This is a genomic window from Mycoplasma testudineum, assembly GCF_002245785.1.
Lineage (GTDB): Bacteria > Bacillota_I > Bacilli_A > Mycoplasmatales > Metamycoplasmataceae > Mycoplasmopsis_B > Mycoplasmopsis_B testudinea.
The window spans coordinates 70570-96294 of record NZ_NNCE01000002.1 but is presented as its reverse complement, the minus strand read 5'-3'; the positions used below and the strand labels follow the sequence as shown (position 1 = coordinate 96294).

20 protein-coding genes and 2 tRNA genes are annotated in these 25725 nt (G+C 26.5%); 4 read left to right on the top strand and 18 right to left on the bottom strand.

What is annotated here, in order from left to right:
- Positions 1-134: 134 nt before the first annotated feature.
- Both CG473_RS01305 and CG473_RS01300 read left to right on the top strand, forming a co-directional pair.
- Complete coding sequence (locus CG473_RS01305) at positions 135-869, top strand: hypothetical protein (protein ID WP_094254507.1); 735 nt, start codon at positions 135-137, stop codon at positions 867-869.
- Positions 870-1442: 573 nt separating this feature from the next.
- Positions 1443-2429, top strand: coding sequence for a hypothetical protein (locus CG473_RS01300; RefSeq protein WP_133509965.1), 987 nt, complete (start codon positions 1443-1445; stop codon positions 2427-2429).
- A 280-nt stretch (positions 2430-2709) separates the two neighbouring features.
- On the opposite strand, the gene CG473_RS04240 is transcribed toward CG473_RS01300, so the two are convergent.
- From CG473_RS04240 to CG473_RS01260, 10 genes are all read right to left on the bottom strand, one after another.
- Entirely contained in the window at positions 2710-2868 is a 159-nt protein-coding gene (locus CG473_RS04240; protein WP_166623176.1) for a hypothetical protein, read from the bottom strand.
- 429 nt (positions 2869-3297) lie between these two features.
- Positions 3298-3495 carry a hypothetical protein gene (locus CG473_RS04155; RefSeq protein ID WP_133509964.1) on the bottom strand — a complete coding sequence of 66 codons (198 nt, stop codon included), beginning with the start codon at positions 3493-3495 and terminating at the stop codon, positions 3298-3300.
- Positions 3496-3540: 45 nt separating this feature from the next.
- Positions 3541-3705: a hypothetical protein gene (locus CG473_RS04235; RefSeq protein ID WP_166623175.1), complete on the bottom strand. Its 165-nt coding sequence runs from the start codon at positions 3703-3705 to the stop codon at positions 3541-3543.
- Between the two features lie 188 nt (positions 3706-3893).
- Entirely contained in the window at positions 3894-4205 is a 312-nt protein-coding gene (locus CG473_RS01290) for a thioredoxin family protein (protein ID WP_094254504.1), read from the bottom strand.
- A gap of 110 nt (positions 4206-4315) precedes the next feature.
- A complete protein-coding gene (locus CG473_RS01285) occupies positions 4316-4624 on the bottom strand; it encodes a thioredoxin family protein (RefSeq protein ID WP_094254503.1) in 309 nt (102 codons plus the stop codon).
- Between the two features lie 24 nt (positions 4625-4648).
- Positions 4649-6106 carry a proline--tRNA ligase gene (gene proS, locus CG473_RS01280; protein WP_094254502.1) on the bottom strand — a complete coding sequence of 486 codons (1458 nt, stop codon included), beginning with the start codon at positions 6104-6106 and terminating at the stop codon, positions 4649-4651.
- A gap of 83 nt (positions 6107-6189) precedes the next feature.
- Complete coding sequence (locus CG473_RS01275) at positions 6190-7245, bottom strand: hypothetical protein (RefSeq protein WP_094254501.1); 1056 nt, start codon at positions 7243-7245, stop codon at positions 6190-6192.
- Between the two features lie 6 nt (positions 7246-7251).
- On the bottom strand, positions 7252-8403 hold the full coding sequence (locus CG473_RS01270; RefSeq protein WP_094254500.1) for a YitT family protein: 1152 nt from the start codon (positions 8401-8403) through the stop codon (positions 7252-7254).
- A gap of 73 nt (positions 8404-8476) precedes the next feature.
- A tRNA-Gln gene (locus tag CG473_RS01265) sits at positions 8477-8551 on the bottom strand.
- Between the two features lie 3 nt (positions 8552-8554).
- Positions 8555-8638, bottom strand: a tRNA-Tyr gene (locus tag CG473_RS01260).
- Positions 8639-8875: 237 nt separating this feature from the next.
- On the opposite strand from CG473_RS01260, the gene CG473_RS01255 reads away from it, so the two are divergent.
- Positions 8876-11656 (top strand): MYPU_1760 family metalloprotease, encoded by a 2781-nt coding sequence (locus CG473_RS01255; protein ID WP_094254499.1) that lies wholly within the window; start codon positions 8876-8878, stop codon positions 11654-11656.
- On the opposite strand, the gene CG473_RS01250 is transcribed toward CG473_RS01255, so the two are convergent.
- Together CG473_RS01250 and CG473_RS01245 are read right to left on the bottom strand one after the other, a co-directional pair.
- Positions 11653-13899, bottom strand: coding sequence for a hypothetical protein (locus tag CG473_RS01250; RefSeq protein ID WP_094254498.1), 2247 nt, complete (start codon positions 13897-13899; stop codon positions 11653-11655). The genes CG473_RS01255 and CG473_RS01250 overlap by 4 nt on opposite strands.
- A gap of 7 nt (positions 13900-13906) precedes the next feature.
- A complete protein-coding gene (locus CG473_RS01245) occupies positions 13907-14827 on the bottom strand; it encodes an ECF transporter S component (protein ID WP_166623174.1) in 921 nt (306 codons plus the stop codon).
- Positions 14828-15110: 283 nt separating this feature from the next.
- On the opposite strand from CG473_RS01245, the gene CG473_RS01240 reads away from it, so the two are divergent.
- Positions 15111-17342 (top strand): bifunctional metallophosphatase/5'-nucleotidase, encoded by a 2232-nt coding sequence (locus CG473_RS01240; protein ID WP_094254496.1) that lies wholly within the window; start codon positions 15111-15113, stop codon positions 17340-17342.
- Between the two features lie 363 nt (positions 17343-17705).
- On the opposite strand, the gene pyk is transcribed toward CG473_RS01240, so the two are convergent.
- The 6 genes from pyk to CG473_RS01210 form a co-directional block, all read right to left on the bottom strand.
- Positions 17706-19136 (bottom strand): pyruvate kinase, encoded by a 1431-nt coding sequence (pyk, locus tag CG473_RS01235; protein ID WP_094254495.1) that lies wholly within the window; start codon positions 19134-19136, stop codon positions 17706-17708.
- Positions 19137-19231: 95 nt separating this feature from the next.
- Positions 19232-19771, bottom strand: a complete 540-nt coding sequence (locus CG473_RS01230; RefSeq protein ID WP_094254494.1) for a hypothetical protein — start codon at positions 19769-19771, stop codon at positions 19232-19234.
- A 79-nt stretch (positions 19772-19850) separates the two neighbouring features.
- On the bottom strand, positions 19851-21218 hold the full coding sequence (gene eno / locus CG473_RS01225) for a phosphopyruvate hydratase (RefSeq protein WP_094254493.1): 1368 nt from the start codon (positions 21216-21218) through the stop codon (positions 19851-19853).
- 173 nt (positions 21219-21391) lie between these two features.
- Positions 21392-22855: a lysine--tRNA ligase gene (lysS, locus tag CG473_RS01220; protein WP_094254492.1), complete on the bottom strand. Its 1464-nt coding sequence runs from the start codon at positions 22853-22855 to the stop codon at positions 21392-21394.
- Positions 22848-24587 (bottom strand): phosphoenolpyruvate carboxykinase (ATP), encoded by a 1740-nt coding sequence (locus tag CG473_RS01215; protein WP_094254491.1) that lies wholly within the window; start codon positions 24585-24587, stop codon positions 22848-22850. The genes lysS and CG473_RS01215 overlap by 8 nt, the downstream gene beginning before the upstream one ends.
- Complete coding sequence (locus CG473_RS01210; protein ID WP_094254490.1) at positions 24587-25723, bottom strand: pyridoxal-phosphate-dependent aminotransferase family protein; 1137 nt, start codon at positions 25721-25723, stop codon at positions 24587-24589. The genes CG473_RS01215 and CG473_RS01210 overlap by 1 nt, the downstream gene beginning before the upstream one ends.
- Positions 25724-25725: the final 2 nt, after the last annotated feature.

The window sequence follows — 25725 nt, the reverse complement described above, 5'->3', positions numbered from 1 at the left end:
TATAGTATTTTCAACAGTATTTATAACCAATCAATTTGAAATCTTTTTCTTGCATAAAAAAACTGTGTAAAAAAATTTAATATAATTTTATTAACTAATTAGAACTAATAAATAAGAAACATAGGAAATATAATATGAATGAGTATGAAATTTTTAATCACAATATAAACCATATTGTGATACCTTACACATCAATAGTGACTGCAATTGTGATTTTATTTGAAATTTATTTTCTAATTTTTGATAGATTAAAAAATAACAGAATTAGAAATAATGATTTAATGAAGGGGTTAAGAGTTGCAATAAATAGCAAATATTATTTTTTGCTATTTGCCTGAATGAGTTTTGCACTTATATCCTTTTGCATTATAGCGACATTAGGCACACTCAGGCGTCTAACATGATTCAATAAAGAAGAAATTAGATGAGACTTATTCTACTATTCAATAGGTAGTATTGCGGGGTTGGTTTCAATAGTTACATTATTAAATTTGTCAATTACACTATTCGACTATAAAAAAAATAAGAAATTTGCTAATTTAATTTTAAATGATGGTGAACTGTCTAACAAAATAAAAACATTTTTAAAAAATTCTTCAAAAACAACTAGTAAAAACATCGATTCTATTGTGTACAAAAATTTAGGTCTATGGAACAAATATTTAGAATTTGATAGTGATGGTGAATCATTTAATAAAAAATACATGGCTCTCACTTCAAGTTTATTTTATATAAATTCAAAATTTACTTTCAAAGAAAAAAAATACGCTTTTGAATTAATGAATGATTTCTTATTTTATGCTTTTATTGCATTATTGAAAAAACATGATATTTTAATAGAATTTTCAACCCTAGAAACGAGAAAGTAAAAACTGATTTAGGCTTGTCTTTTCACCATATTAAACAAAGCTATTACTATTTTGTTCAGTTTTTTTCAATGTTGTCTGTATTAGTAAATTTTATTTTTAAAAAAATGCTTGCACTTTTTAGATAGTTAATTTTTTAGCCGCAAATTTAAGTAGATATATAGTGATGAATAAAATTACAAAACAAATTTTGCTAGCATAATTTATCCGTACACTAAATGGATTTAAAAGAGAAAGAATACAAAAAGCATTTATGCTTACAAATTAGCAATTGATAATTTTATTAATTTTGATTTTTACTGCTCTTTTTGTACTAAATTAACTACATTTTTTGTATATGTTATAAAATTTTAAAAATTGTTATAGATATTTATATTGTACTAACAATAAGAATGGGAGGCTTTGTGAACATTGTAAGCAGCTCTTATCGGACTTGCTTTCGCTTTTTAGAATATACAACTTTATGTTTAGCGGACACAATGTATTAGCGTATGTAAAATGACAGAATATGAATTAACAATAAAAAGAGATTATTCTTATATCCAAATTTTTCAAAAAATAAAGTACTTCCGATTAATGTGGTTAGTGCCTATTTTAAATATGTATATTCCTTATATTTTTCTTAAATCAGTTGTAACTATCAACTTATCTAACAGAAAAATTGCTACAGCACTTATTTATAAATATATGTTTTTCGGCATTTTTGTCCAGTGTTTTTTAATATGAATTGCATCAATCTTACTTGGTTTAATTTTTGCTCAATTTTTTATTTATAAGCAATCAGATTATTATCTAATAAGTTTAACAATTTTAGGGATTATTTTAATTTTATTTACAGCATCATCTCTTTATGCAATTTGGTTTAATATTATTTTTAAAAAGAAAGTAATAACAAAACAATTTATAAAAATTTATAAAAAATATTCCAATAGTTCTTTACTAGATAATATTTTGCTATTAAAAAATTATTCAAAAATTGAGTTTATTCAAAATAATAAAACTAAACTTAGTCATTTCGTAAAACAATATTATATTTCATTTACAAATTTATATATTTGAGATTTTTTTGAAGATATAAAAATAGATCCGCAAAAAAATGGAGAAATAGAATTTATGACAAATAGTGAAAATTATTCTTGATTAGTAGATTGAACAAAAATAGATAGCGAAGTTAAACCGTGATTTTTAATAAGGAAAGAAATATGAGAATGATTTATGTCACCTTTCAATGAAATTTGAGGTAAAAGATTTATTCTATCTAGTTCAATATTAGTATTTTCTACATATTTAAAATTTATTTTTGAAGTAATTAATATAAATAAAAAAGATATCATCTTAAAATTGATAAACAAGAATAACCGTGTGTGAACTATATATTCTTTGATTTGATCACTTACGTGATTTGTTGTTTCACTATTACTACTAGGATTATTACCTCCTGGTTTAAAAATTTGAGTATTATATTTTAGTTTAATTGTGTTTTTCATAGTTTTTGTAATTAGTCAATTAAAAATATTTGTCTTTAATAAAAAAATAGCTGCAAAAATAGCAAATCTGATTTAGTAGTATGGTCCGTATTTAATTTATATGCGAACCATTTTTTGAATTAATCACAAAAAAACATAGTTAGGTTCTAAAACAAATATTTTTTTAACCATAATATTTGCAACTATAAGAATAAATATTTAAAAAAATAATTTAAATTTATTAAACTATAAAATTTAAATAAATTAAGTTTGGAAATTATAAACATATTTAATTTGTAAATATTTTGTAAGAAATTTTAATAAGGCAGGCAATTTAGTATGGTAATGTTTCAATTAGAAGAATTTATTAACATTGATTATTCATATGTTAATTTGTTTAAAAAAATAAAGTACCCAATACTGCTTTGATTTGTTCCATATTTAAACATGTTTATACCATATGTATTTTTGAAATCAACTTTAACAATGAATTTGTCAAATCGTGAAATTGCTACAACTTTTGTCTGAAAATACATGTCAGGAATTTGGGGTCATTTTTTTATAAATTTTTTGTTTATATTTGTCTCTTATGTTTTTATCTTCTTTATTTTAAAATCAAACTATTTATTTTTAAGTTTGTTTTTGCTTACTATAATTGGATTATTTTTTGTATCTTCGGCTGCGTATTCGTTTTTATTCAATAATTGATTTAAGAAAATATTTGTTACAAAAAAATTTTGGATGATATATAAAGAGAATTTTGAAAATACATTTACAAAAATTTATGAATTTCAAAATTATGATGATATGCCAGTTTTCCTATCAACAAATAAAAGCGAAATTAAAAAATTTATTTCAAATTTTGATTTTTATTTTAGAAATTCATATATGTGGAACTTTTTTGAAAAAATTCAAGTAAAGCAATTAAAAAATCCTGAAATAGAATATATAACAAATAGTCGAAATTACCCATATTTAGTTAATTGAAATGAATTTGATGAAGAAAAGTCAAATGTATTTTGAATACCTAAAAAAATTAGGGATCGTTGATTTTCAATTTTCAATAGTATTTGAGGAAGAAGATTTATTTTTGCAAGTTCAGTTTTGTTTTTTTCAATCTTTTTGAAATTTACTTTTGAAAATTCTAGAATAGGTTTAAACACAAAGATTTTAAAACATGTAAAAAAATATTCTCTCATTTGAATAATTTATTCATTTCTTTGATCATTTTCTTGGTTCATAACTTCTATTTTATTACTTTGGTTGCTACCTACAGAATCTAAAATTTGAGTTGTGTATTTTACATTAATAATTTTTTCATTATCATTTACAATTTCTCAGTTAAAGATATTTGTTTTTAATAAGAAATTCATTCAAAAGATTTGTAAGTTGATTGTTTAAGGAACTGCGGTCTCCAAATTTAAAAAATAACCAGACTAATCACGATCTCTTTAGTTTCATATTATGTGGTGAATCTAGTTGTCAAATGCCATTAATTCATTTAAATTAAAATGGGACATCACAACATAGCGATGTCCCATTTTTGGTAATTATAAAGTAATTAAATTAATTGGTCAACAATGTTAGTTCAGGTTTCTTTTCCTGTGTAACCAACAACTTTTTTGACAACTTCTCCATCTTTATAAATGAATGTAGTTGGTGTTCCTTGAACTTCCATTTCTCTAGCAAATTCTCGATCCTTATCAACGTCTACATGTAGAACATTAATTTTATCTCCATATTCACCAGCCACACCTTTTAAAACAGGCATTAGCATTTTACATGGTCCACATCATGTTGCATGAAAATTTAAAAGTGTTACACCCTCTTTAAGTTCGTTTTTAATATCTGATTTAACTATTTCTTTATGCATAATTGCTCCTTTGTTGATATATAAAATATAATTTAATTATAAGTTTAAAAGTTTAAAATAAATAAAAAAAGTTTTTTTTATTTAAATAAATAAATAAAAACACGCTTTTATTATAAATATTGAGAAATCATTTTAACAAACTCGTGTTTACTTGTTAAACCAACAATTTTATTTAGAATTTGTCCGTCTTTAACTAAAAATGTCATTGGAATTGATGTAATAGATAATTCCTTTGTTCACTTTGTTTCAATATCACTATCTACTTTAAAAATGGTAGCGTTGTATTCACTTGAAATTTGTTCCATAATTTTTTGTGTTACTAAACATGGACCGCAATTTTTAGAATAAAAATAAAGCAAACTTGTGCCTGAAGTTATTGCAGAATCAATTTCTGCTCTTGTTAAATTTTCTTTAATCATGTTAAAAATTATACCAAAGTCTTTCTAATATGCTTTTGCAAAAAGTACATATCTGCGGGTTTCCTTTTCTTGACAAAAACCACATTTACTCAATTGATCTAAAGAATCAGAATCCTTTTTATCTTCACCTAACATAATAAGTCTAGCAGTAGCTCCAGTTTCTTTTTGTATTTTTTCTTCTGATTCATTATCAGAACAACACATAGGCATGATGACTCAACGATTTTTTGCTATATTAGTTTTTAATTCACTATATTCATTAACTCTAGAAATATTATCTTCCATTCTTTGTTTAGCTGAATCATAAAGATTATTGTGAATTTTTTCAATTAATGATTTAATATGTTTTTTTAATTTTGAAACTGGTACAACTTCTTTTTCTAATGTGTCCCTTCGTACCACTGTAACTGAATCATTAGAAAAATCTCTTGGACCAATTTCTATTCTAATAGGAGTTCCTTGGATTTCACTTTCACTTGCTTTGTAACCTAATGTAGCAGTTGAATAATCGGCTCTTACTTTAAAAACACGAGATAAGTTTTTAACAAGTTCTCTACTAAAATTATCTTGTTCAATATCAAGTTTTGGATTAAAAGTAAGAATATCAACTTGAGTTGCAGCGATTTTAGGAGGAATTATGACACCTCTATCATCACCATGAGTCATTATTAAGGCACCTATTATTCTTGTAGACATACCTCAAGAAGTTTGGTAAGCATACTCAATATCATTTTGCTGATTTTTAAAACCAATTTCGAAGGGTTTTGAAAAATTATGTGCTAAATAATGACTTGTTGCACTTTGTAATGCTTTACCATCTTTCATCATCGCTTCACAAGTATATGTTGTACATGCGCCAGCAAACTTTTCTCGACTAGTTTTTTTACCAATCATTACTGGAATAGCTAAATAATTTGCTAATATTTTTTCATAGTTTTTTAGCATTTTTCTAGTGAATCTTCTTGCTTCTAGCGGATCAGCATGAACTGTGTGTCCTTCTTGTCATAAAAATTCAGTTGTTCTTAAAAATGGGTTTGTAGTTTTTTCTCAACGTATTACATTAGCTCATTGATTAACTTTAATTGGAAGATCTTTGTAACTGCTTGTGTGAGCAGCAAAATATTTACAAAATAATACCTCACTAGTAGGTCTAGTATATATTTCTTCAGTTAGTAATTTTTCCCCAACTTTTGTAATTGTTGCTAATTCAGGAGCAAAACCAAGAATGTGATCACTTTCCATATCCATTAAAGATTTCGGTATAAACATAGGAAGATACATATTTCTAATATCGTTTGAATCCAATATCTTGTTGAAAATTTTTTGGAAATTTTCTCATATCCCAAATGAATTTGGACGCATAATAACTGTACCTCTAACTGGTCCATAATCTATTAGTTTTCCATTAACTACAACGTCTGTATATCATTTTGCGAAATCTTCAGATTGTGGCGTTATATTATTAAGTTTACGTTTTGACATTTTTTTCTCCATTTTTTTAAGTTTTTACAAATTGTTCTATTGAGATTATAGTTAAATTTTGATTTTTTACTAAATATGGACAATTAATCTATTGCTTTATTATATGAAGGTGTACTAATAATAGAAATTAAAGCGAAAACTTGGTAAATTTCTTCTAATGTATTTTCTGTTCAATATTTTGCTTGTTTAACAAAACTATCACTGTAATAAAATTTTAACCTTAAAACACGTGGCGAACTTGGAACAAATTTAATAAGAATTTGTTCACCAATTTTTTCAATTTGATAATTTATAAAGTTAATTTTTTTGATCAATTTAACTAATGCATTTCTTATTTCTTCATCAAAAATTATACTAGTTAACTCATGGTCATTTGTTTTAAGTTTTAACAATTCATCAAATTCTGAGTTTCCGCTATCAAATGCTTCAAGATCATTATCATTACAAACACGATGAACTAAACTAAAACGATAATCTTTATTACGAGCATTTTTTAAATCACCCAACATATACTCAAGCATTCCAACACTAGCAAATATTTGACGGTTATGACCATTGGCAACCTGTTTTCAACTTCATAATTGTGTTTGAAATAATACATCTGCACCATTAAGATTAAATGAAAAAGATGAAGAATATTCCTTTAGTTTTGCATAATCAGGAATAACAGGGAAACCATAATTTTTATATTTTACTAAGTTAGTCATGATTCTTTTTTCAGTTGAATTAAAATTGAATTTTCCTAACTCATCAAAAATTAAATTAAAAAAATCGTTTCTTTCGATAATTTTATTTAAATGAGTATTTGCTTTCGTTCTTACAATAGCTGATGTTATAAGTAAAGCACTAAAAACTACAAAAGCAATAATAGAACCGTACAGAATGATATGGACTGTAGTTTCTGGATTATCAACTGGGTGTAGTTGATTATAAACTTGTGCTCAGACAATAAATGTAACTAAAGCCGAAACAAGACCTAATAAACAAAAAATAAAATAAAATTTTGATAAAACAAATTTGTAAATTTTTGGCAATGTCTTTTTTTTAGCATTTAAATATTCAATTAATTTTGGACTGACATTTTCTGAATTTCTTTTTACGAATGAATTAATATCGTTATTGTTAATATTTGCTACCATATATCCCTAATCTATTGCGCTTGTATCAAATTGTCCAAATACAGAATAAACCGGAGTAACTTTAATTCAATTTGAAGCATCAAAATTGTGTAAATCCGGAATTAAAAACTTGTATTCAAAATACAACATTACAGTGCTTATTTTATAGCTTTCTTCACCTGTGTAACCACTAATAAATTTTTCAATTCCGTATGAATGTCAATATTTTATTTTGTCTAAATACAATTTGACTGTTTTTGGATTTTTAGTAAAAATTGTCACTTTAACTTTTCTATATTTTGGATAAATTAAATTTATTATTGTGCCACCTAAAATTATTGACATTAATGTACTAACTAATTGAATCGCAAAAAATTGCCTTACTAAAACTCCTGATTCGTTTGTTGCATTTCAGCGAATACAAACGTAGACAATAAAATATATAATTACCGAAATAAAACTAGCCATCGAAGAAATTAAGCCAACTGGTTTTTTCTTTTTGGTTGAAATGTAATATGTTATTAAATCTGTTCCAGCAGATGATGAACCAATTCTTCATAATATAGCAACTGAAATAGCACTTAAAATTGAACCTATAGCTGAGTAAACAAGAAATGGTCATTGACTATACATGTTTGCTTGAATTTTGTTTATCGATCAACCACTAGCTATATCTAAAATGTTTGTTAAAGGAATATTAATTTCTGGAACGCTCAAAATTGAAGATCATAATAATGAAAACAATACATATGCTCAAGTAAAAATAATGAATGATGGTTTTATTTTTTTCATAAAATAAATTAGAAGCGGAAAATTAAAACCAACAAATAATAATCCGAAAAATGGCTTTAATTGTGGCAAAACAAAAATTAATAATGTTGGTATTCCAGTAACACCAGATGGTAACGATTCGGCTCTAGTGAAAAAAAATAAAATTGCAATATTAAATAAAAAAGAAGCTAAAAAAATATTCAAAAATGATCATTTACGCAACAGGATTAATTCATATCAAGGCAATTTTTCAGCATCATGTGATGTTAGTCCTTTTGAATAATAAACACTTTGTGGTTGCCTTCTAAATATCAAAGCAAAAGCTGAAAATATTTTATTTTTTAATGTAGATTTTTCATGGTTTATTTCATTCAGAATAGCTTGTGTTTTATCTTCATTTTTGTGCATGCAAGAATTTTAAACTATTACAAAAAAAATGATAAAAAATCACGCTATAGCGTGAGTGGTCGTTCTTTTACGATGGCTGCCCCTGTTAGATTCGAACTAACGCATGTCGGTACCAAAAACCGATGCCTTACCGCTTGGCGAAGGGGCATTATGGTGGAGGGGGAGGGATTCGAACCCCCGAACTCGAAAGAAGTGGGTTACAGCCACCCGCGTTTGGCCGCTTCGCTACCCCTCCATGAGATTGCAAATTATTCGTTTCGAGCATTGTTATTATAATAAAGAATATAGAATTCGAAAAAATAAATTTTGAATTTTTCAAATACAAATTGATCTACATCTAAGTTAAAAAATTTAGTAGTTACTTTAGTATTTTTTAAAATTTTGAACACCAGAAATTATTCGATAATGATACAAATAATTTTAAGAATTTATTTTGCTCAGGAATATATTGTTTATATAAAATAGGGCTAATATGACAAAAAAAATATTATTATTGCCTGCAGTTGCTACAATTTCTGTCGTTTCATTTGTAGCTTGTATTCAAGATAGCAATTCAGGAGATAAAACAGAAATAGTTACAGATGCTAATTTTGAAAATTGAAAAAACCAAATTGAAAAAAATATTCAAGTAAACAATATATATAATTTGGAAATTTTTAAATCACTTTTTAAGGAAGTAAATAATATATCTAAATACAATCAATTTCTAAATACAAAAATAGAAAACTTTCCAATTAATTATGAATTTGTAGCAGCATTTATATCAGATAATGTTGAGGAAAATACTACATCTATTTCAATCAAAATTACTAATGGTACATTAAGCTCAACCTTTGAAATTAATTTGAAGGGTTTTAATGAATTTAAAACACTACCAGCATATATTTCAAATCAATTTAATGTAATTGAGTCTAACCCATTAAGATATAATGCTGAATCTAAATTAAAAGATCAAGATATTAACAGTTTAAGTAAACTTAATTCAGCGTTAATTAACCCTATTCCTGTTTTACCTTTTTTAAATTATGAAGTTTTATATTTAAATGATCAAAATCTTTCAACAACAAATCGTAGTTACAATTTAAAAATTTCATTTGGGCAAATAAGTCAGGAAAAAACTATATTACTTAGTGGTTTTGATGCACTTGCAGATGATATAAATAATGAAGAGCAAGAAAAACTTACAAATAAACTAGAACAGCTAAAAAATGTCATCCAAAGTCAATTACATGTTAATAACGAAAAAATTGCTTCTGAATTTAAATCAACTAATTCATGAGAATATTTTAAGAGTTTTATCACTAATGGTGAAATACTTGATAATTATGTGGATATAAAAATTCAAATTAATTTATTTTCTTCAAATGACGAAACTGGAACATTAATTTTAGATATTTTGGCTTCAATAAGTGATTCAAAAAGTGCAATAATTGAAAGTGAATTTAGAGTAAATTTAAGCGGTTTCAAAATTATTAACAGCACTGAAGTTGCAAATCAAAACAAAGAAATAAAAACAATAACTATAAATCCAGAAATTTCTAAATCTATTGAACCTGCTGTAGTTGGAGCTGATAAGACTTTGGTTTATATTGAACCAATATTCAATTTAAAATTTATTATTTATCCTCATTATTTTCAGGAGGAACCCGAAGTAGCAAAATATATTTTTTCATCAGATGAAATTAAAAAGTTTGCTTCATGATTTTTAGAAAACATTGATTATGGTCCTGAAATATTAGAACTTAATTCAGTCGTTTTAAATGATCCAATCGTTACAGTCGATCAAAAAGGTGCTAAAGGACTTTATACTTCGTTTGTAAATCAAATAAGTGTAAATGTAGATAATGAAATAATTTCTAATTTAAATTTTGACCAAAAAATTGAGTCTATTGCACCAACATTGAAACATGAATACATGCATCATTTTGCGAATGTTTATTTAGACAGAAAAGGTTTACCAGCTTCAGAGAATGTTGAAATTGTCACAAATGTAGGAGAAAACAATTCGCCTGTTGAATCTGCTTTTTCCAAAAGCTTTTATGACCAATTCATTGATGTTTTAAGACTAAGTGATACAACTGAAAATAACTCATATAAAAATACTAATAATCCAAATTCACAATTTATTGGGAAGTATTTTTCAGAAAGCGAATTATTTAAAATGAATAATAGTTATGATTCTGTCGAATTAAAAAACCGCTACTTACAACTTTACAATTCAAATAATGGATTAAATTGATCTAATCGTGAAGTACCAAAAAATGTTAATGGCCTAACGTATAGAAATAGCACTAGTCCAGTTGCATTAAAAACATTGAATTACGAATATTCGTTTTCGGAATTAATAGCACGTGAATGAGTAAAAATAGCAAACGTAACAAAATACAATAAAGGCAATTGAGGAAATGAAGTTCAAAATTTTTGATATACGAAAAATTTTGAAAACGATAAATTGCTTTTCCCTAATTCTTTTTTAAGTGATTGAGATAAAAGTATTGAATTAAATAGTAACACTATTACTCAAAGAAATGGACGAAGCGATATTGTAAGTCCAGGATATGAGTATATTGAAAAAGATATAGCAACAATGGCTAACGCAACATATGGTGGAAAATTTACAAACAATAATGGAGATGTATCTATTTTAGAAAATAGGGTTAAAGATCTTTACAATGTTTATTTAAATGCAATGAATATCAATAATGAGATTTCTACAATCATGTTTAAAAATGATGCATTTAAAAGTAAAACTACTTCTGAAAACAAATCCTCTCTTTCATATATAAATAGAAATGAAGTAAAATTTGGTGGCTTTTTAAGTGTCGAAAAAGCATCTAAATATAAAGCACTAGTTTATAAAGACAAAGATGATAATTATTACAAAAACGAAATAAAATTTATTAATTTTGACCCAAATAAACCAAATGATTATGATAATTTTAGTTTTAGAGCAAAGTCATCCTTTTTAGCAACATCAAGAGATTTAAATCCTTGAACAGGTTCTGAAGATAATAAAAAAATTGTAAGCTGATTTTCTTCAGCTTACATAAATTTGAAAGGTAAATCAAATTCACAATTTTATTTTTGAAATGACATTAACAATAATGATATTGTTGAAGAAAATGAGCTTGTTAATCCTTTAATGGAATCACAAAAACGAATTAGTGATTTTGTCGGTTTTATACAACCAACTAAAGAAACAAAAGAATTAATAGTTGATTCAAACGGGATAGTAAAATTAGTTGAAATCTAAATATCAATAATTGTTGTTTCTTCTATAGTTGTAGGATTTACCATATCGACTAATTGTGTTTTTTCACCATCTTCATATAAATGAACCATTATTTGTTTAGGCACATAATTGGCTAACATTTCTGGATCTATTTTTGATCAACTAACAAATTGTTCTAAGGCCGCATGCACAAAATGTTTGTCGGTGTATTTTTGAATTGAAGAAATATCATTGGCAAGTTCTTTATCGTGAATTACTTCATTCGGAACTTTAACATTATTTAAAACATAGTTTGAATATGGATGAATTAGATTATTTGTAACTTCTTTTAAATCACCAAATTCAATTGCTTTATTATCATGACTAATAATAATTTTATTTGCATAGTTTTCAATATATGGTGTAAATTTATCAACTAACAAAAATGCTTTTTCATGTTCTTTGTTATAGTCCTGAATTATTTTTAAAAGTTCAACTGCTTTTTCTTTTCCGAATCGACTTTCATAATCCTTCCCCACAACCATAAAAGTTTTTTTAATATGTTGTTCTAAGAAAGCAAATTTTTCTTTTTCATAATCTTTTAGTTTAGAAATATCTCTAATTAAATCAGTACCAGAAATATTCATTTTGGAACCATGTGCAAAGACTTCTCTTAAAATAAATAAATGCGGATTTTTAATACTTTTAATTTTTTCATTTTCAAATCTAAAAAACTTTTTCGCATCCCTGTTTGCTTTAATCATGTCTGCAATCAAGCGGTCAAATACCCTTAATTTCTGGGTATCATAGTTTTTTGCAATTTTTTTATCTACTTCATTAGTGTTTAATTGCATTTTTTTCAATTTTTGATTCAATTTTTGATTTGCTTTTAAAAAATGTGAAATTGATTCATTAAATGATATTGTTGCAGTATGTGCATCATGTTGGGACTCTTTTGAATCTTTCAAAAATTTTGTCTTTCATTCATAATCGAATTCAGCTTGCTCTAATTTATATTTTAAGACATCGTAATCATTATCTAAATTTGTTCTTAAATGCTTATGAACTTTTTTCTTTTTAATTTCTGCAACCCTTTTTTTTCTGTCTTTAATTTCCACTAATAAATCTTTTTTATTTACACTGCTTACATTAAAATATGATTTTAAAATTGTAAAATCAAATTCATCTCGAATAATTCTTTTAATAAATTGCAAAGTTACTGCTTCTCTTTGAGGTGAATAAAGATTCTTATTTACAAAATCAAAAATGTGATTATAAATATTTTTTTCTAAATCATCATATTCATCATTAGTAAGGTGTTTCAAATTGCGTTTTGAAGCTAGCAATATTTTATAAAAATGATGGTAAACATAGGTTAATTTCAAATAACTTAATTTTGTAGAATTTTTTGACATTCTATAATATGATTGATAATTATTTTTTAGTTTTGTGATTATTGTATTAATTCTAAAAACAGAATTTTTTTCTTTAATTTTCTTTTCTTCAGTAGCTGAATTAAATTCTTGAGTAGCTACTTGTAGCTCTCTAGTTTTATCAAGATAGGCAGGATTGTAAACTGCCTTAATTTCTTTTTCGATTAATTGTTGTGACATCTTTTCAATTTGTTTTTCACTAACAACTGAATTGTTATCATTTGTACTCGATTTTATTTTTTCATAAAAGTGTCAAAATTTTTCAACACTACGTAATAAATAAATTAATGTACTAGATTTAGTGCTTATAAGGTCATTTGATATTTCATCTAATTTTGATTCATCTACAAAATCTATATCCTGAATAAAGTTGTAAATTTGTTCTTGTCTTTTAGTAACATAATTTAAGCTATTTACTAATTCCATTGTAATCATTGCATATTTTTTTTCAAATAATTTTTTATGATTTTGAGTAATTTGAATTCAGCGTGATTTATCACTAACACCATAATTTCTCGGTATAAAATTTTTTAAGAAAAATTCAAGGATTTTCAAATTTGGATCAGCTTTATAAATTTGAGAATCTTCAGTAAAACGAACATGAATTTCTTTATTTAATAGTAGATTTGTTGACTTTTTATCGTTGTCAATTAAAAATGCGTTACCATAAAAATTTGTATAACTTGAATCATTTAAAAGTTTATACATATTAATATTAGTTTCTCCAACAATTAAAGTTAAATCACCTTTAGTAATGTTTAAATTTGAAACTCTATTTATTTTTTTTGAGGAGTTATTTTGATATGAAATTAAATTTTCAATTTGAATTGCTTTTTCTGAATTTTTTCTCATAAAGTAATTATAAACTTATGTTTTGGTTTCTATGAAGCAAATAATTTATAACTCTTCACGAAAAATAAATTATTGTCATATTGAATCAAATTTTAACAGGTGCAAAAATTACATGCTGGACCAAAGAAGGGAGAAAATCAATTTTTAGTGCACTGTTATCAGTATATGCTAAAAAGTAAACTTGAGTTGCTTCAAGAATTATAGAAAATGAAACTATTGCTACAATTACATAATATTTTTTAGGATCTAATTTGAATCTTGCAAAAAATAAATATAAGGAAATTGTCACAACCCCGACTGATGTAATAGCAGCTAAGATTTCAGGACTTTTTACAAACGAATCTTCAATTGCTTCTCTACTTAGAACTGTGAATATTACAACTAAATTTAACGAACCCGTAATCATTAATAATAATAAACCACTGAAAAAATAAATTCAAGTTAGTTTTTTAGCTAGTTGATTTTCAGATAAAACTTTAGTGCTTTTTTTTGATTCAAGTTTTTCTAAACTTATTCGTTTTTGTCTTAATGATTTTTCAATATTTTTTAAGCGTGAAGGGTTGTCGAATTCAATTGTTTTTTCAAATTCCAATTCATTTATAACTTTTTTTTGAGAAATGATTTTTTGTCTTCTATCAACCAGATTATTAATTATTTTGAAGAAAAATATTCCTACCAAACCAGGAACAATTCCGTTGACACCACTTATTAATACATACCCTCAATGAAAAAATGAAGGTAAAAATAAAAATGAAAGTAAATCTGCAACAACTCCAATAAAGAATCCAATAACTGGACCAAATATAAATCCTGATATCTTCACTGGTAAACCAGTAAAACTAAGTTTATAAGATGGAATCGATGCAATAGGGATTATTGTTGCTCCAATAATAGCCAAAGTAATTGATATTGAAATCAAAATTGCCACGAAAGTTATTTTTCTGATTGTTCAATATTTTTTTCGCGTAGAAAGCAACGCGCTAATAATGCCGAATCAAGGTAAAATCTTTCTATTTTTCATAATTACAATGATACCTATTATTTAATTAAAAACATAAAAGTTATATTTTAAAATGGAAATTTTCCAGCATTTATTAAATGCAGACTTTTAATTATTTTACTTATATTTATATTAAAAGACTTAGAAAAAAATAATATTTCTAGATGCTAAAACAATATTTTATAATTAATTTATATTGAAATGAGGAAATATGAATTTAAAAAAAATAATGTTTAATTCAACTTTAATTATTACATCGACAACTGTTGCAAGTTTAGCAATTGCTTGTAAAGCACCAAGCGAAAATGTTCCTAAACCTGCTGTAACAAATGAAACGGAATTATTAAAGTATATTAACGAAAATTTAACGCAAACTATATTAGAAACAGCTGTTAATGACAAACTTAATGAATTGAAAAATGGAGTAAAATCTTGAAATAGTCAAAACGATAAATACAAAATAACAATCGATAAAGCTGACGTAAGTAATATTAAATGAAACGATAACAAAGTTAGTTACACAATTACATTTAATACGAAATTGCAAGGGATTTCATATACAAGAGTAGAAACTGTCGATAATGCAGAATTAGTTGTAAGTGATAATGTTGGAGGGACAAAACAAGTTGGTTTTAGTCAAAAATTATTACAAACAAATAACCGTTTAATAGATGTTGAAAAATCTTCGATTGAAAAAACTAATATCGTGAGTGTTCACAATTTTTTCAAAACTTGATTTAATCAAATTTCTGAAGATGATTTTGAAAAAGATTTTAATACTGTTAAAAATATAACAATTTACCACACAAATGATATTCATGGCCGTTTAGATGAAGATGCTAGTCCTTTTAATCAATATATTGGTTTAGCTAATTTTGCTGCTTACGCAAAAACATATCCAGCTGATTTATTAATTGATGCAGGTGATTTATATCAAGGAACTGGTGAGTCAAATCTTGATAAAGGGCTTTCAGCTTCAAAAATGATTTCTGCTGCAGGTTTTCAAGGAATAGCAATTGGAAACCATGAATTTGATTATGGTAAAGCTAACTTTTTAAAATTAAATGAAATAGCACCTTATTATAGTTCAAACATTTATTACAAAGATACGGTAGGAAATGAAACATTAGGACAATTGTTATCTCCATCAACTAGACTTTATACAATTAAAGGGGATTTGCAAGTAGCTTTAGTTCCTTTTACAACTGAAGATACTGCTTATAAAACTAATCCAGCAAATACAGAAAATGTTGGATTTGCAGATATTATCGAAACCGCTAAACAAGAAATTGCTAAATTAAAGGCATTGGGGATTAATTTTATTATTGGTTATGGTCATTTAGGTGATGATATAACAAGTGTGCAAACAAGTGTGCAAATGTTAAATCAGGTTAAGGATTTTGATTTATTCATTGATGGCCACAGTCATAGAAAATATGAAGTGGGTAGAAAAATAGGTGATACATATATCGTTCAAACTGGTTCATATACTCAGCATTTAGGTTCAATAAAATTTGATTTTAATAAAACAACTGGTAAAGTTGAAAATTGAAGCAATAAATACATCAATTTAGAAGAATTTAGTAAAACAAAAAATGATTTAGTCAGAAATGAGACCGTTGATAAATTAAGAGATGAAGCGATTAGTAAATTTGCAGCACTTAAAACTGAAGTTGCTTTCCCTTTTCCATATTCACTACTTGAATCAATTACAATTGGATCAAATAGAGAAAGAACTGTTAGACTAATTGAATCATCAGCTGGGAACTTTTTTGCTGATGCAATGCAATGAAAAACACAAACCTCTTTAAAAGGAACTGATAACTCAGATTTAAAAGTTATATCAATTCAAAACGGTGGCGGAGTTAGAGCAAGTATTAATGTTCCAGAAAGCGGAAGAAATCTAACTCAAGGTGATTTATTATTAATGTCACCATTTAATAACACTTTAATTAGTGTAAAAATTACGGGAGCTCAACTAAAACAAATTTTAGCTTTTTCTGCTAAAAATTGAGGTGCAGGTTCATTCTTGCAATTTGGGTCAAATCTTGAAGTAAGTTATAATTTAAATTTTGTTGACTCAAAAGCAAGTGATAAAACCGCTTTAGAATCAAATTCAGTTACAAGCATTAAATACCAAGGTGTTGAAATCAAAGATGAAGATGTTTTTGCTTTAGCTACAAATGATTTTATTAGAGCAGGTGGTGATGGTTATAGCATGATCAAAGACAATGCAGAATTAGTAAATGGTAATAACTTAAATGAAGTTATGGTTGAATACGGTCAATTTTTAAATGATAAAAAAGTTGTTGATAAATTAGGCTATTCAATCGAAATGTATTCAAATGTTTATATTAAGCCTAGTGAAGCAAAAAGAATTAAAATTAATCCAACAAATGATGCTGCAAAAAGCATTATCAGCAAATTTGAGGCAGCTTCATAAAAGTTCAGTCTTATAATTATTCTAAAATTAAGTTTAAAAAATAAGCTATCAAGGGCAAAAAAATTTTATTAAAAATAAAGTGCAACATCTAGGTGAAAGATTGCACTTTATTTTTTAATACTGTAATGCAGAAATTAATTTTTTCACTCGTGGGGTCCGGTAAAAATGAGACTCAATTTTAAGTTTCTAAAAAAATAAAATTTTAAATCCGTTAATTTTTTTCTGCTCTCCATGTTACCCATTTTTTAAGCATAGTTGCTTCTTTATTCTGACTTTTCTAAACAACCCTTATTTAGATAAGCAAATTATAAAAAAATCCCAAAAAAGAAACTTTTTTAGGGATTGAAATTTATTTGTTAGTTATTAAGAAACAACTCTTTCGATTAATTCTTCGTTGTTTGCAATAAGATACTTGTCACCTTTTTTAGCTCCGTAAGCAACAAGTGCAGTTTCAGCATGATCATTTTCAGCTTGCACAATATCAAATAATGCTTTAGATTCTAATGAAATAAATACTGAAGATGTAACACCAAAATTATTAACGATATCTGGATCTTTAACCATACCAATAATGGCTGTATTTGGTCTAAACATTGCTACTCTTTCTAATAATCTACCTGCATCTGAAAGAACAACAGCAAATTTGAAAGTACCATCTTCTGTCTTTTTAGCTAAATCATAGGCTACTTGACTTCTTAAATCATTTGGAGCAGCTTTTCTAACTTCTTCTAATTGAACTGCATAGTAAAGTTTGTTATAAAAATCTTGTTCTGCCTTTTGATTAATTGCTGACATAGTTTGCACTGCTTCAACTGGGAATTTACCATTTGCAGATTCACCTGATAACATTGTTGCATCAGCACCTAATTCAGTAGCATAGTAAACGTCAGTAACTTCAGCTCTAGTTGGATGCGGATTATTTTCCATTGAATCTAACATTTGAGTTGCAACAATAACTGGTTTACCAGCATTACGTGATTTTCTAATCATTACTTTTTCTCAGTAAGGAACTTCGTAATAAGGAATTTCTAGCCCCAAATCTCCACGCGCAACCATGATTCCATCTGTAACTTCAATAATTGCATCTAAATTGTTACATCCAGCTAATGATTCAATTTTAGAAATAATTTTTATTTTTTCTCCGCCATTATCATCAAGTAGTTTTCTTAATTCTAAAACGTTTTCAGCTTTATTTACAAAAGAAGCAGCAACATAATTAACTTTTTCTTTTATCCCGAACAAAATATCAGTTTTATCTTTTTCGCTTAAAAATGGTAATGAAAATTCAACTCCTGGTAAATTAACTCTTTTATTTGTTTTAACTTTATGAGTATTTTTTGCTTTTACAACTACAATTCCTGGCTTGATTTCAATAACTTCACAAGTTAATTTTCCATCATCAATTAAAACTTTGTTACCAACTTTTAAATCTTTGTCCATTTCATATTCAACTGTAATTTGTTTTGAAGTTCCTTCAAAATTTTCGTACTTTTCTCTGGTTGTAAAAATTTCAACTATTGAATCTCTTTCGATTGTTTGAATTCCATCTTTCATTTTCCCAACACGAATTTCAGGACCTTTTGTGTCAAGCATTGTAGAAATTGGTACGTTTAATTCTTCACTAACTTCTCTAGCTAAAGCAAATTTTTTACCTTGCTCTGCATGATCTCCATGACTAAAATTTGCTCTTATACAAGTTACACCGTTTAATACTAACTTTTTCAATACTTCTTTGTTATCTGAAGAAGGTCCGATTGTCGCAACTAATTTAGAACGTTTATCTGATAAATACATATGTCTCCTTATGATTAATTTTAATAAATCTGCATTTTGTCTTATTATACATTAACTTACTATTTATACACTTTAATAGCCATTTTTAAGCAAAATTAATTTACTATTTCAGATTTTTCTGGTTCTTTAAATGTAGTTGCTATGTTTTGAATTTCTAATGAATCAATTGATGCTAACTCGCTAACAAAAACATCACTAATTATTATTTCTTGCTTGCTATAGCGATTTGAAAATTTCACTTTAGCTTTAATAAAATTTGTATCAACAACTTCTAAATCAAATGCTGAAATTGTGACGAATTCACTTTCACTTAGCGCTGAATTTGGAACAATTTTTAGCAAAAAACCATCAGTAACTTTAATTGCTTCTTCAGCTGTTGTATTTTCATTTGTGTAAATATTGTTATATTCATCCTTAAAATAAAAATAGATCCCAAATTGCTTAAAACTAGGGTCAGTTAAGCTTTTTTCATAATCATTTAAAATTATTTCTTTTTGATTTGTTAATCTTTTTTCATAGACAAAATAACTTGAAATTGCAAAACCAGAAAGCGTTACTACTAAAGTTGAAGTCAGTAAACTTAAAAAAATTCATTTAAATTTTTCGGTTTTTACAATTTTTCTAAATCAATTCATTTATTTATTTTACATTTTTTTAATTTCTAAATTTCAAGAATTAAAAAAAACGACCAAAGGTCGCTTTATAAAATATTATTTATTTTTTAATGTTGAAAAATGCTTTTTCGCCAGCAAATTCTGCTTGGTTAAATAATTCATCTTCAATATTTAATAATCTGTTGTATTTTGCTACTCTATCTGTTCTTGAAAGTGAACCTGTTTTAATTTGTCCAGTATTTAAAGCAACAGCAAGATCAGCAATAGTTGTATCTTCAGTTTCACCAGATCTATGTGAAACAACTGCTGTAAATCCAGCTTTATGTGCCATTTCAATTGTTTCAAGTGTTTCTGTCAATGTACCAATTTGATTTAACTTAATTAGAATTGAGTTCATAGCTTTTTCTTCAATAGCACGAGATAAAATAGCTGGGTTAGTAACTGTTAAATCATCACCAACGATTTGTAATTTATCACCATGAATTTTTGTGAATTTTTTAAATCCTTCTCAATCACCTTCAGCAAAACCATCTTCAATTGAAATGATTGGGTATTTATCTGCTAATGAACCTAAATATGTAACTAATTCATCTGAAGTAAATTCTAGTTTTGAATCAACATTTTCAAATCCAGGAAGACCTTTTTCTTTTGCTTCTTTTAATTTACCAAATGTATATTTTTTGGTTTTAGAGTTGTAAAGTTCACTTGAAGCACAATCTAGTGCAATCGCAATTGCTTTAGCACCTGATTTAGCAGGTTTAAATCCTGCCATTTTAATTGCTTCAACTAATAAATCTAAAACTTCTTCATGGCTTTTTAGATTAGGTGCAAATCCACCTTCATCACCAACTTGAGTTCCATGTCCTTTTGATTTTAGTAATTTTGCTAAAGTATGAAATACATAGTTTGCCATTTTAATTGCTTCTGTAAATGATTTTGCTCCAACAGGCATAATCATAAATTCTTGAAAATCAATAGTATTTGAAGCGTGCTCTCCACCATTAATTACGTTCAACATTGGTAATGGTAATTTATGAGCATTAACTCCACCAATATATCTATATAATGGCATATTTAATTCATCAGCAGCAGCATGTGCAACAGCTAGTGAAACTCCTAAAATAGCATTAGCTCCTAATTTGCTTTTGTTTTCTGTGCTATCTAAATCAATCATTAGTAAATCAATTAAGCGTTGGTCAGTTACTTCTAAACCAATTAGTTCATCGGCAATTTCATCATTGATATTATCGATTGCTTGAGCAACACCTTTTCCACCGAATCACTCTTTTTTATACATAGCAATTGCACCATCTCTTAGTTCTAAAGCTTCTCTAGATCCTGTTGATGCTCCTGAAGGTACCAATGCTTTTCCATATCCACCAGCTTCGGTAAAAACTTCTACCTGAACCGTTGGATTACCACGTGAATCAAGAACTTCTAAAGCTCTAACATCTATAATTATTGACATAATTGTCTCCATTCTATTTAAAAATTATTTAGTACTTTTATTTTACAAAATAATTGGATTTTAAATTAATAATTAGGAAATAGCGCTGATAAATTAATAGTTTTAATATAATTGTTTGTGGCTATTTCAAACTAATTTTTTTAATAAAAAATAAGATTTTTAGTTCCAATTAATTATTTTTCGCTTTTTAATGTAGGAAATAATAATACTTCTCGAATTGAATCTTGATTTGTAAAAAGCATTATTAATCTATCGATTCCAATTCCGCTTCCACCTGAAGGTGGCATTCCATATTCTAATGCATTAATAAAAGTATAATCAATTTCTACAGCTTCATCATTTCCTAAATCTTTTTCAGCTACTTGAGCTTTAAATCGTTCAAGCTGATCAATTGGATCTGATAATTCGGTAAATAAATTAGCATATTCTTTTTTATTTATAAATAATTCTGCTCTATCAGTAAATCTAGGATCTGTTGATTTATTTGCAAGAGGAGAAATCTCAATTGGATGTCCATAAACAAAAGTAGGTTGAATTAAACTATCTTCAATTAATTCTTCAAATAATTCCGAAATGATGTGACCTACTTCATGAAATTTTTCTACTTTAACATGATATTTTTTAGCTACTTCAATTGCTTCGTTTTTTGTAATATTTCTAAAATCAACTTTAGTTGCTTCACTAACAGCATCAACCATGTTTATTCTTTTAAATGGAGACAATAAATCAATTTTTTGTCCTTGATAATCAATGGTTTCTTTATTAAGCTTTTTAGCTAAGTAGTGAAATAGATTTTCAGTTACTTGTAAAATGTCTTCCATATTTGAATATGCTTTATAAAATTCAATTGATGTAAATTCAGGATTATGAGTTGTGTCAATTCCTTCATTTCTAAAAATTCTACCGATTTCATATACACGATCAAATCCACCTACAATTAATTGTTTAAGTGGTAATTCGGTGGCAATCCTTAAATTAAATCTTTGGTCTAAAGCATTATGGTGAGTTAAAAATGGCTTAGCGTTTGCTCCTCCAAGAACAGCATGAAGTATCGGAGTTTCAACTTCCATAAATTCTAAACTATCAAAATAATTTCTAATTTCTTTTAATATAAGTGAACGAGTTCTAAATGTATTTCTTACTTCGCTATTTACTATTAAATCTAAGTGTCTTTTTCTATATCTTTCTTCAACATCTTTTAATCCAGCATGTTTTTCAGGTAAAGGAATTAATGATTTAGTAAGAAGTGATAATTTATCAGTTCTTACAGTTAATTCACCATGATTTGTTTTCATCAATGTACCTTCAACATAAACAATATCTCCGATATCTAAAAGAGAAAATAACTGTACATATTCTGGTAATTGTTTTTTATTAAAATAAATTTGAATTTGTTCTTCTTTGTCTTGAATTACAAAAAATGGCTCACGCATGAACATAATTCTACCGGCAACTGAAACTTCCACTTTTTTTTCTACTAGTTCATCTTTAGAAAATTTATTAAATTCATCAATTAAACCTTTTGCTCTATGTGATAATTTTTTATTATCAAAATTAACAAATGCATTTACATTTATTTCTGCGAGTTTAGCGATTTTTTCTCGCCTAACTAATTCCTGTTCACTAAAATTACGCATTATTTCCTTTCATTAAATAATCAAACAATTTTCTAGCAGCCGCTTCTGGACCACTTTTTTCTTGTCCTTTTATTCCTAATTTAGTTCGTAGTTCACCAACTTCAATTTTATTTTCGTACATAAATTTAAAAAATTTATTTAAAAGCTTTTCGGTCAATTCTTTTTCTTGAAGCGGTCCAAATGGGTTTGAAAAAAATGAACTAACAACTCCAGTTTCATTTGTTGTTCCTTTTGCCATTCTATAACCGTTTCTAAATATTTCAATTGCTTCATTTATATCAGTAATTAATCTAAAGCCTTCTTTATCTTCATAATTATTTGCTTGAAAAACATAATCAACTTTTGTACCAACCATAATGTCTTGATAAGTTGAAATCGGAATAACCATTCTGGCATTTACTTCTTCATGTGGATTCATAAATATAGATCTATCAATTTGTTGATATGGATAACCGTTTGATAAATCATCTATTCTAACAAAAGCACCTATTTCTGTACCGTAACCAACTAATTTATTGTCTTCAATAACTAAAGTTCCCATGTCATCAAAAATTGTTACCATATCTTTTAAATAATCTCCGGCAACTACGCGAAATGCTTCAAGCGTCTCACTTTTACCAGCACCTGAATCACCAATTATTACAACATTGATTTTAACATCATTGATAAACGTTAGAGTTGCCATTGCACCATGAACTGGAAGTTGATTTTTGGCAAGTTTTTTAAGGTTATGAAGAGTTAAAAGCATTTTTTTCATATAACCAAAATAATCAATATCGTCATTACTATTTGAATAACCAATATAAATATCGTTAGTTAGATCTTTGAAATATTTAATATCTTTTTTCTCTTTATTTTCTGGATTTCCAAAAACATAAATTAAATCAGGTGTTGTATTTTCTATTTCATCTTGAGATGGCATTTCAAATAAATTAATTAGTGATGTTCCTAATGCCATGTAATTTACATGGAAATAAACTAAAGCTAAATAATCACCAACTTTTAAAGGCATTGATACTCATTCTTCTTCGTTTAAATTTAAATTTAAGATAGGATTTTCTTTAGTTTCTTGAAATATTCCTGATCTTTTATTTCTTTTTTGATATGTAATAAACGGAGGATTTAAAACTACATTTTGAACAATTGCAATATTTTTTAAATAACTATATTCTTTAGGTAAATTATAATTTGGAGTAGTTGTTACTAAACCTAAATTTACTCCTGAAACTAGCTGTCTAAAGACAACATTTTCTTTTCCTAAAACATTTTTTTCAACTGTTCTATAAAGTCTCAAAATTAAATTTGCAAAACTAGTATTAGCATTTATGAAAAATTGAGTTTCTAATGCAGCATCCATATTTTTGCCATAAATAATTGAATATCTTTCAAGTTTTCGTCAAGCGTTGTAAAGTCTTTCAATAAAAGAAATAAAGATTTTTTTATCGTTAACTTTTTTATAAAAAATTGGATGCTGATCTTTAATTTCATCTATTCTTAAAACGGTTAGCAACTTGAATAATCTTGCTATTTCAACTACGATTTTATCTTCAGGCAAATCCCTTGAAATAAATTGAAATAGTTCAGTATTTTTTCTCTTTTCACGGTCAATAAAGTTTGACAAAAATTTGTGAAAAATTTCACTATCTAATACTTCTGCTCTTGTTTTACAATATGTATTTGAAAAATTTAGTACGGCAACTTTTTTATTGATAGTGCCTTTAATATTGTTCATTATTTACCTTCTTTTATTTGATTTATTACATTTTCCATTACTTTCACAAATGAGTCAATTTGCTCATTTGTGAAAGGATATAATAATCCTAATCTTATTGCAATTCCAGCTAAGCGACCAAGTCCTGGAGCAATATAAATATTATTATCAATCATTTTTTGAATAAATAAATTTATGTCAATGTTGTCATTTTTTAATACTAGTAAAGTTTTTGATTCATACTTTGGATTTTGAACGATTTTTTCAAATCCTAAATTAATTATTTTTTTAAAAAAATAATCATATCTTTGCGATTGTTCTTTTCAAAACTGGCTTATACCTTTTTCAATTAAAGACTTTAATACCATATTTAAACATCTTACTAAAGGAATTGCGCTAGTAGCCGGAATATATGCATCTGCTTTTTTATTTATTATTTCTAAATAATTAGAATTTGTATCGCCTTGGCTTAATTCAAAGTGTCTTAAAATATCAAAATAATATCCTGCATTTTTATTTTCTAATCTTTTATGAAAAGCCCTTTCACTAAATGATAAAAAACTTATACCAGGTGGAAGTCTGAATCCTTTTTGACTTGCAGAAACTAAAACATCAACATTAAACTTAGACATATGTAACGGGTTATAAATAGCGCCGCTAACTGCATCAATAAAAAATAAACAATTGTATTTTTTTGCTATATTACCAATCGATTCGATGTCATTTAAAATCCCGGTTGAGGTTTCACTAAATGTTGCATAAATGTTTTTAATCTCTTTATTATTTTTAAGAAAATTATCTATTTCTACTAAGTTAGCAGGCATTTCTCATTCATATTCTATTGCTTCAAATTCACGATTATACGCTTTTAAAATATTTTGAAAAAGCTGTCCAAAAAATCCAACACTTATCACTAGTGTTTTTTCATCTTTTAAAATAAAATTTTCAACAATAGCTTCTAATGCACCACTACCGCTTGAAGTGTAAATAACAGATCTTCCGTCTTCATTACCAAAGATTGAATTTAGCATCTTTTCATTTTCAATAACTATATTTTTATATTCTGAAAATCTATGATGAATTAAATCCTCAGAAATGCATTGAAGAATTTCAGGTTCTATATTAGTTGGACCTGGAGTTAATAAAATTTTTTTCATAT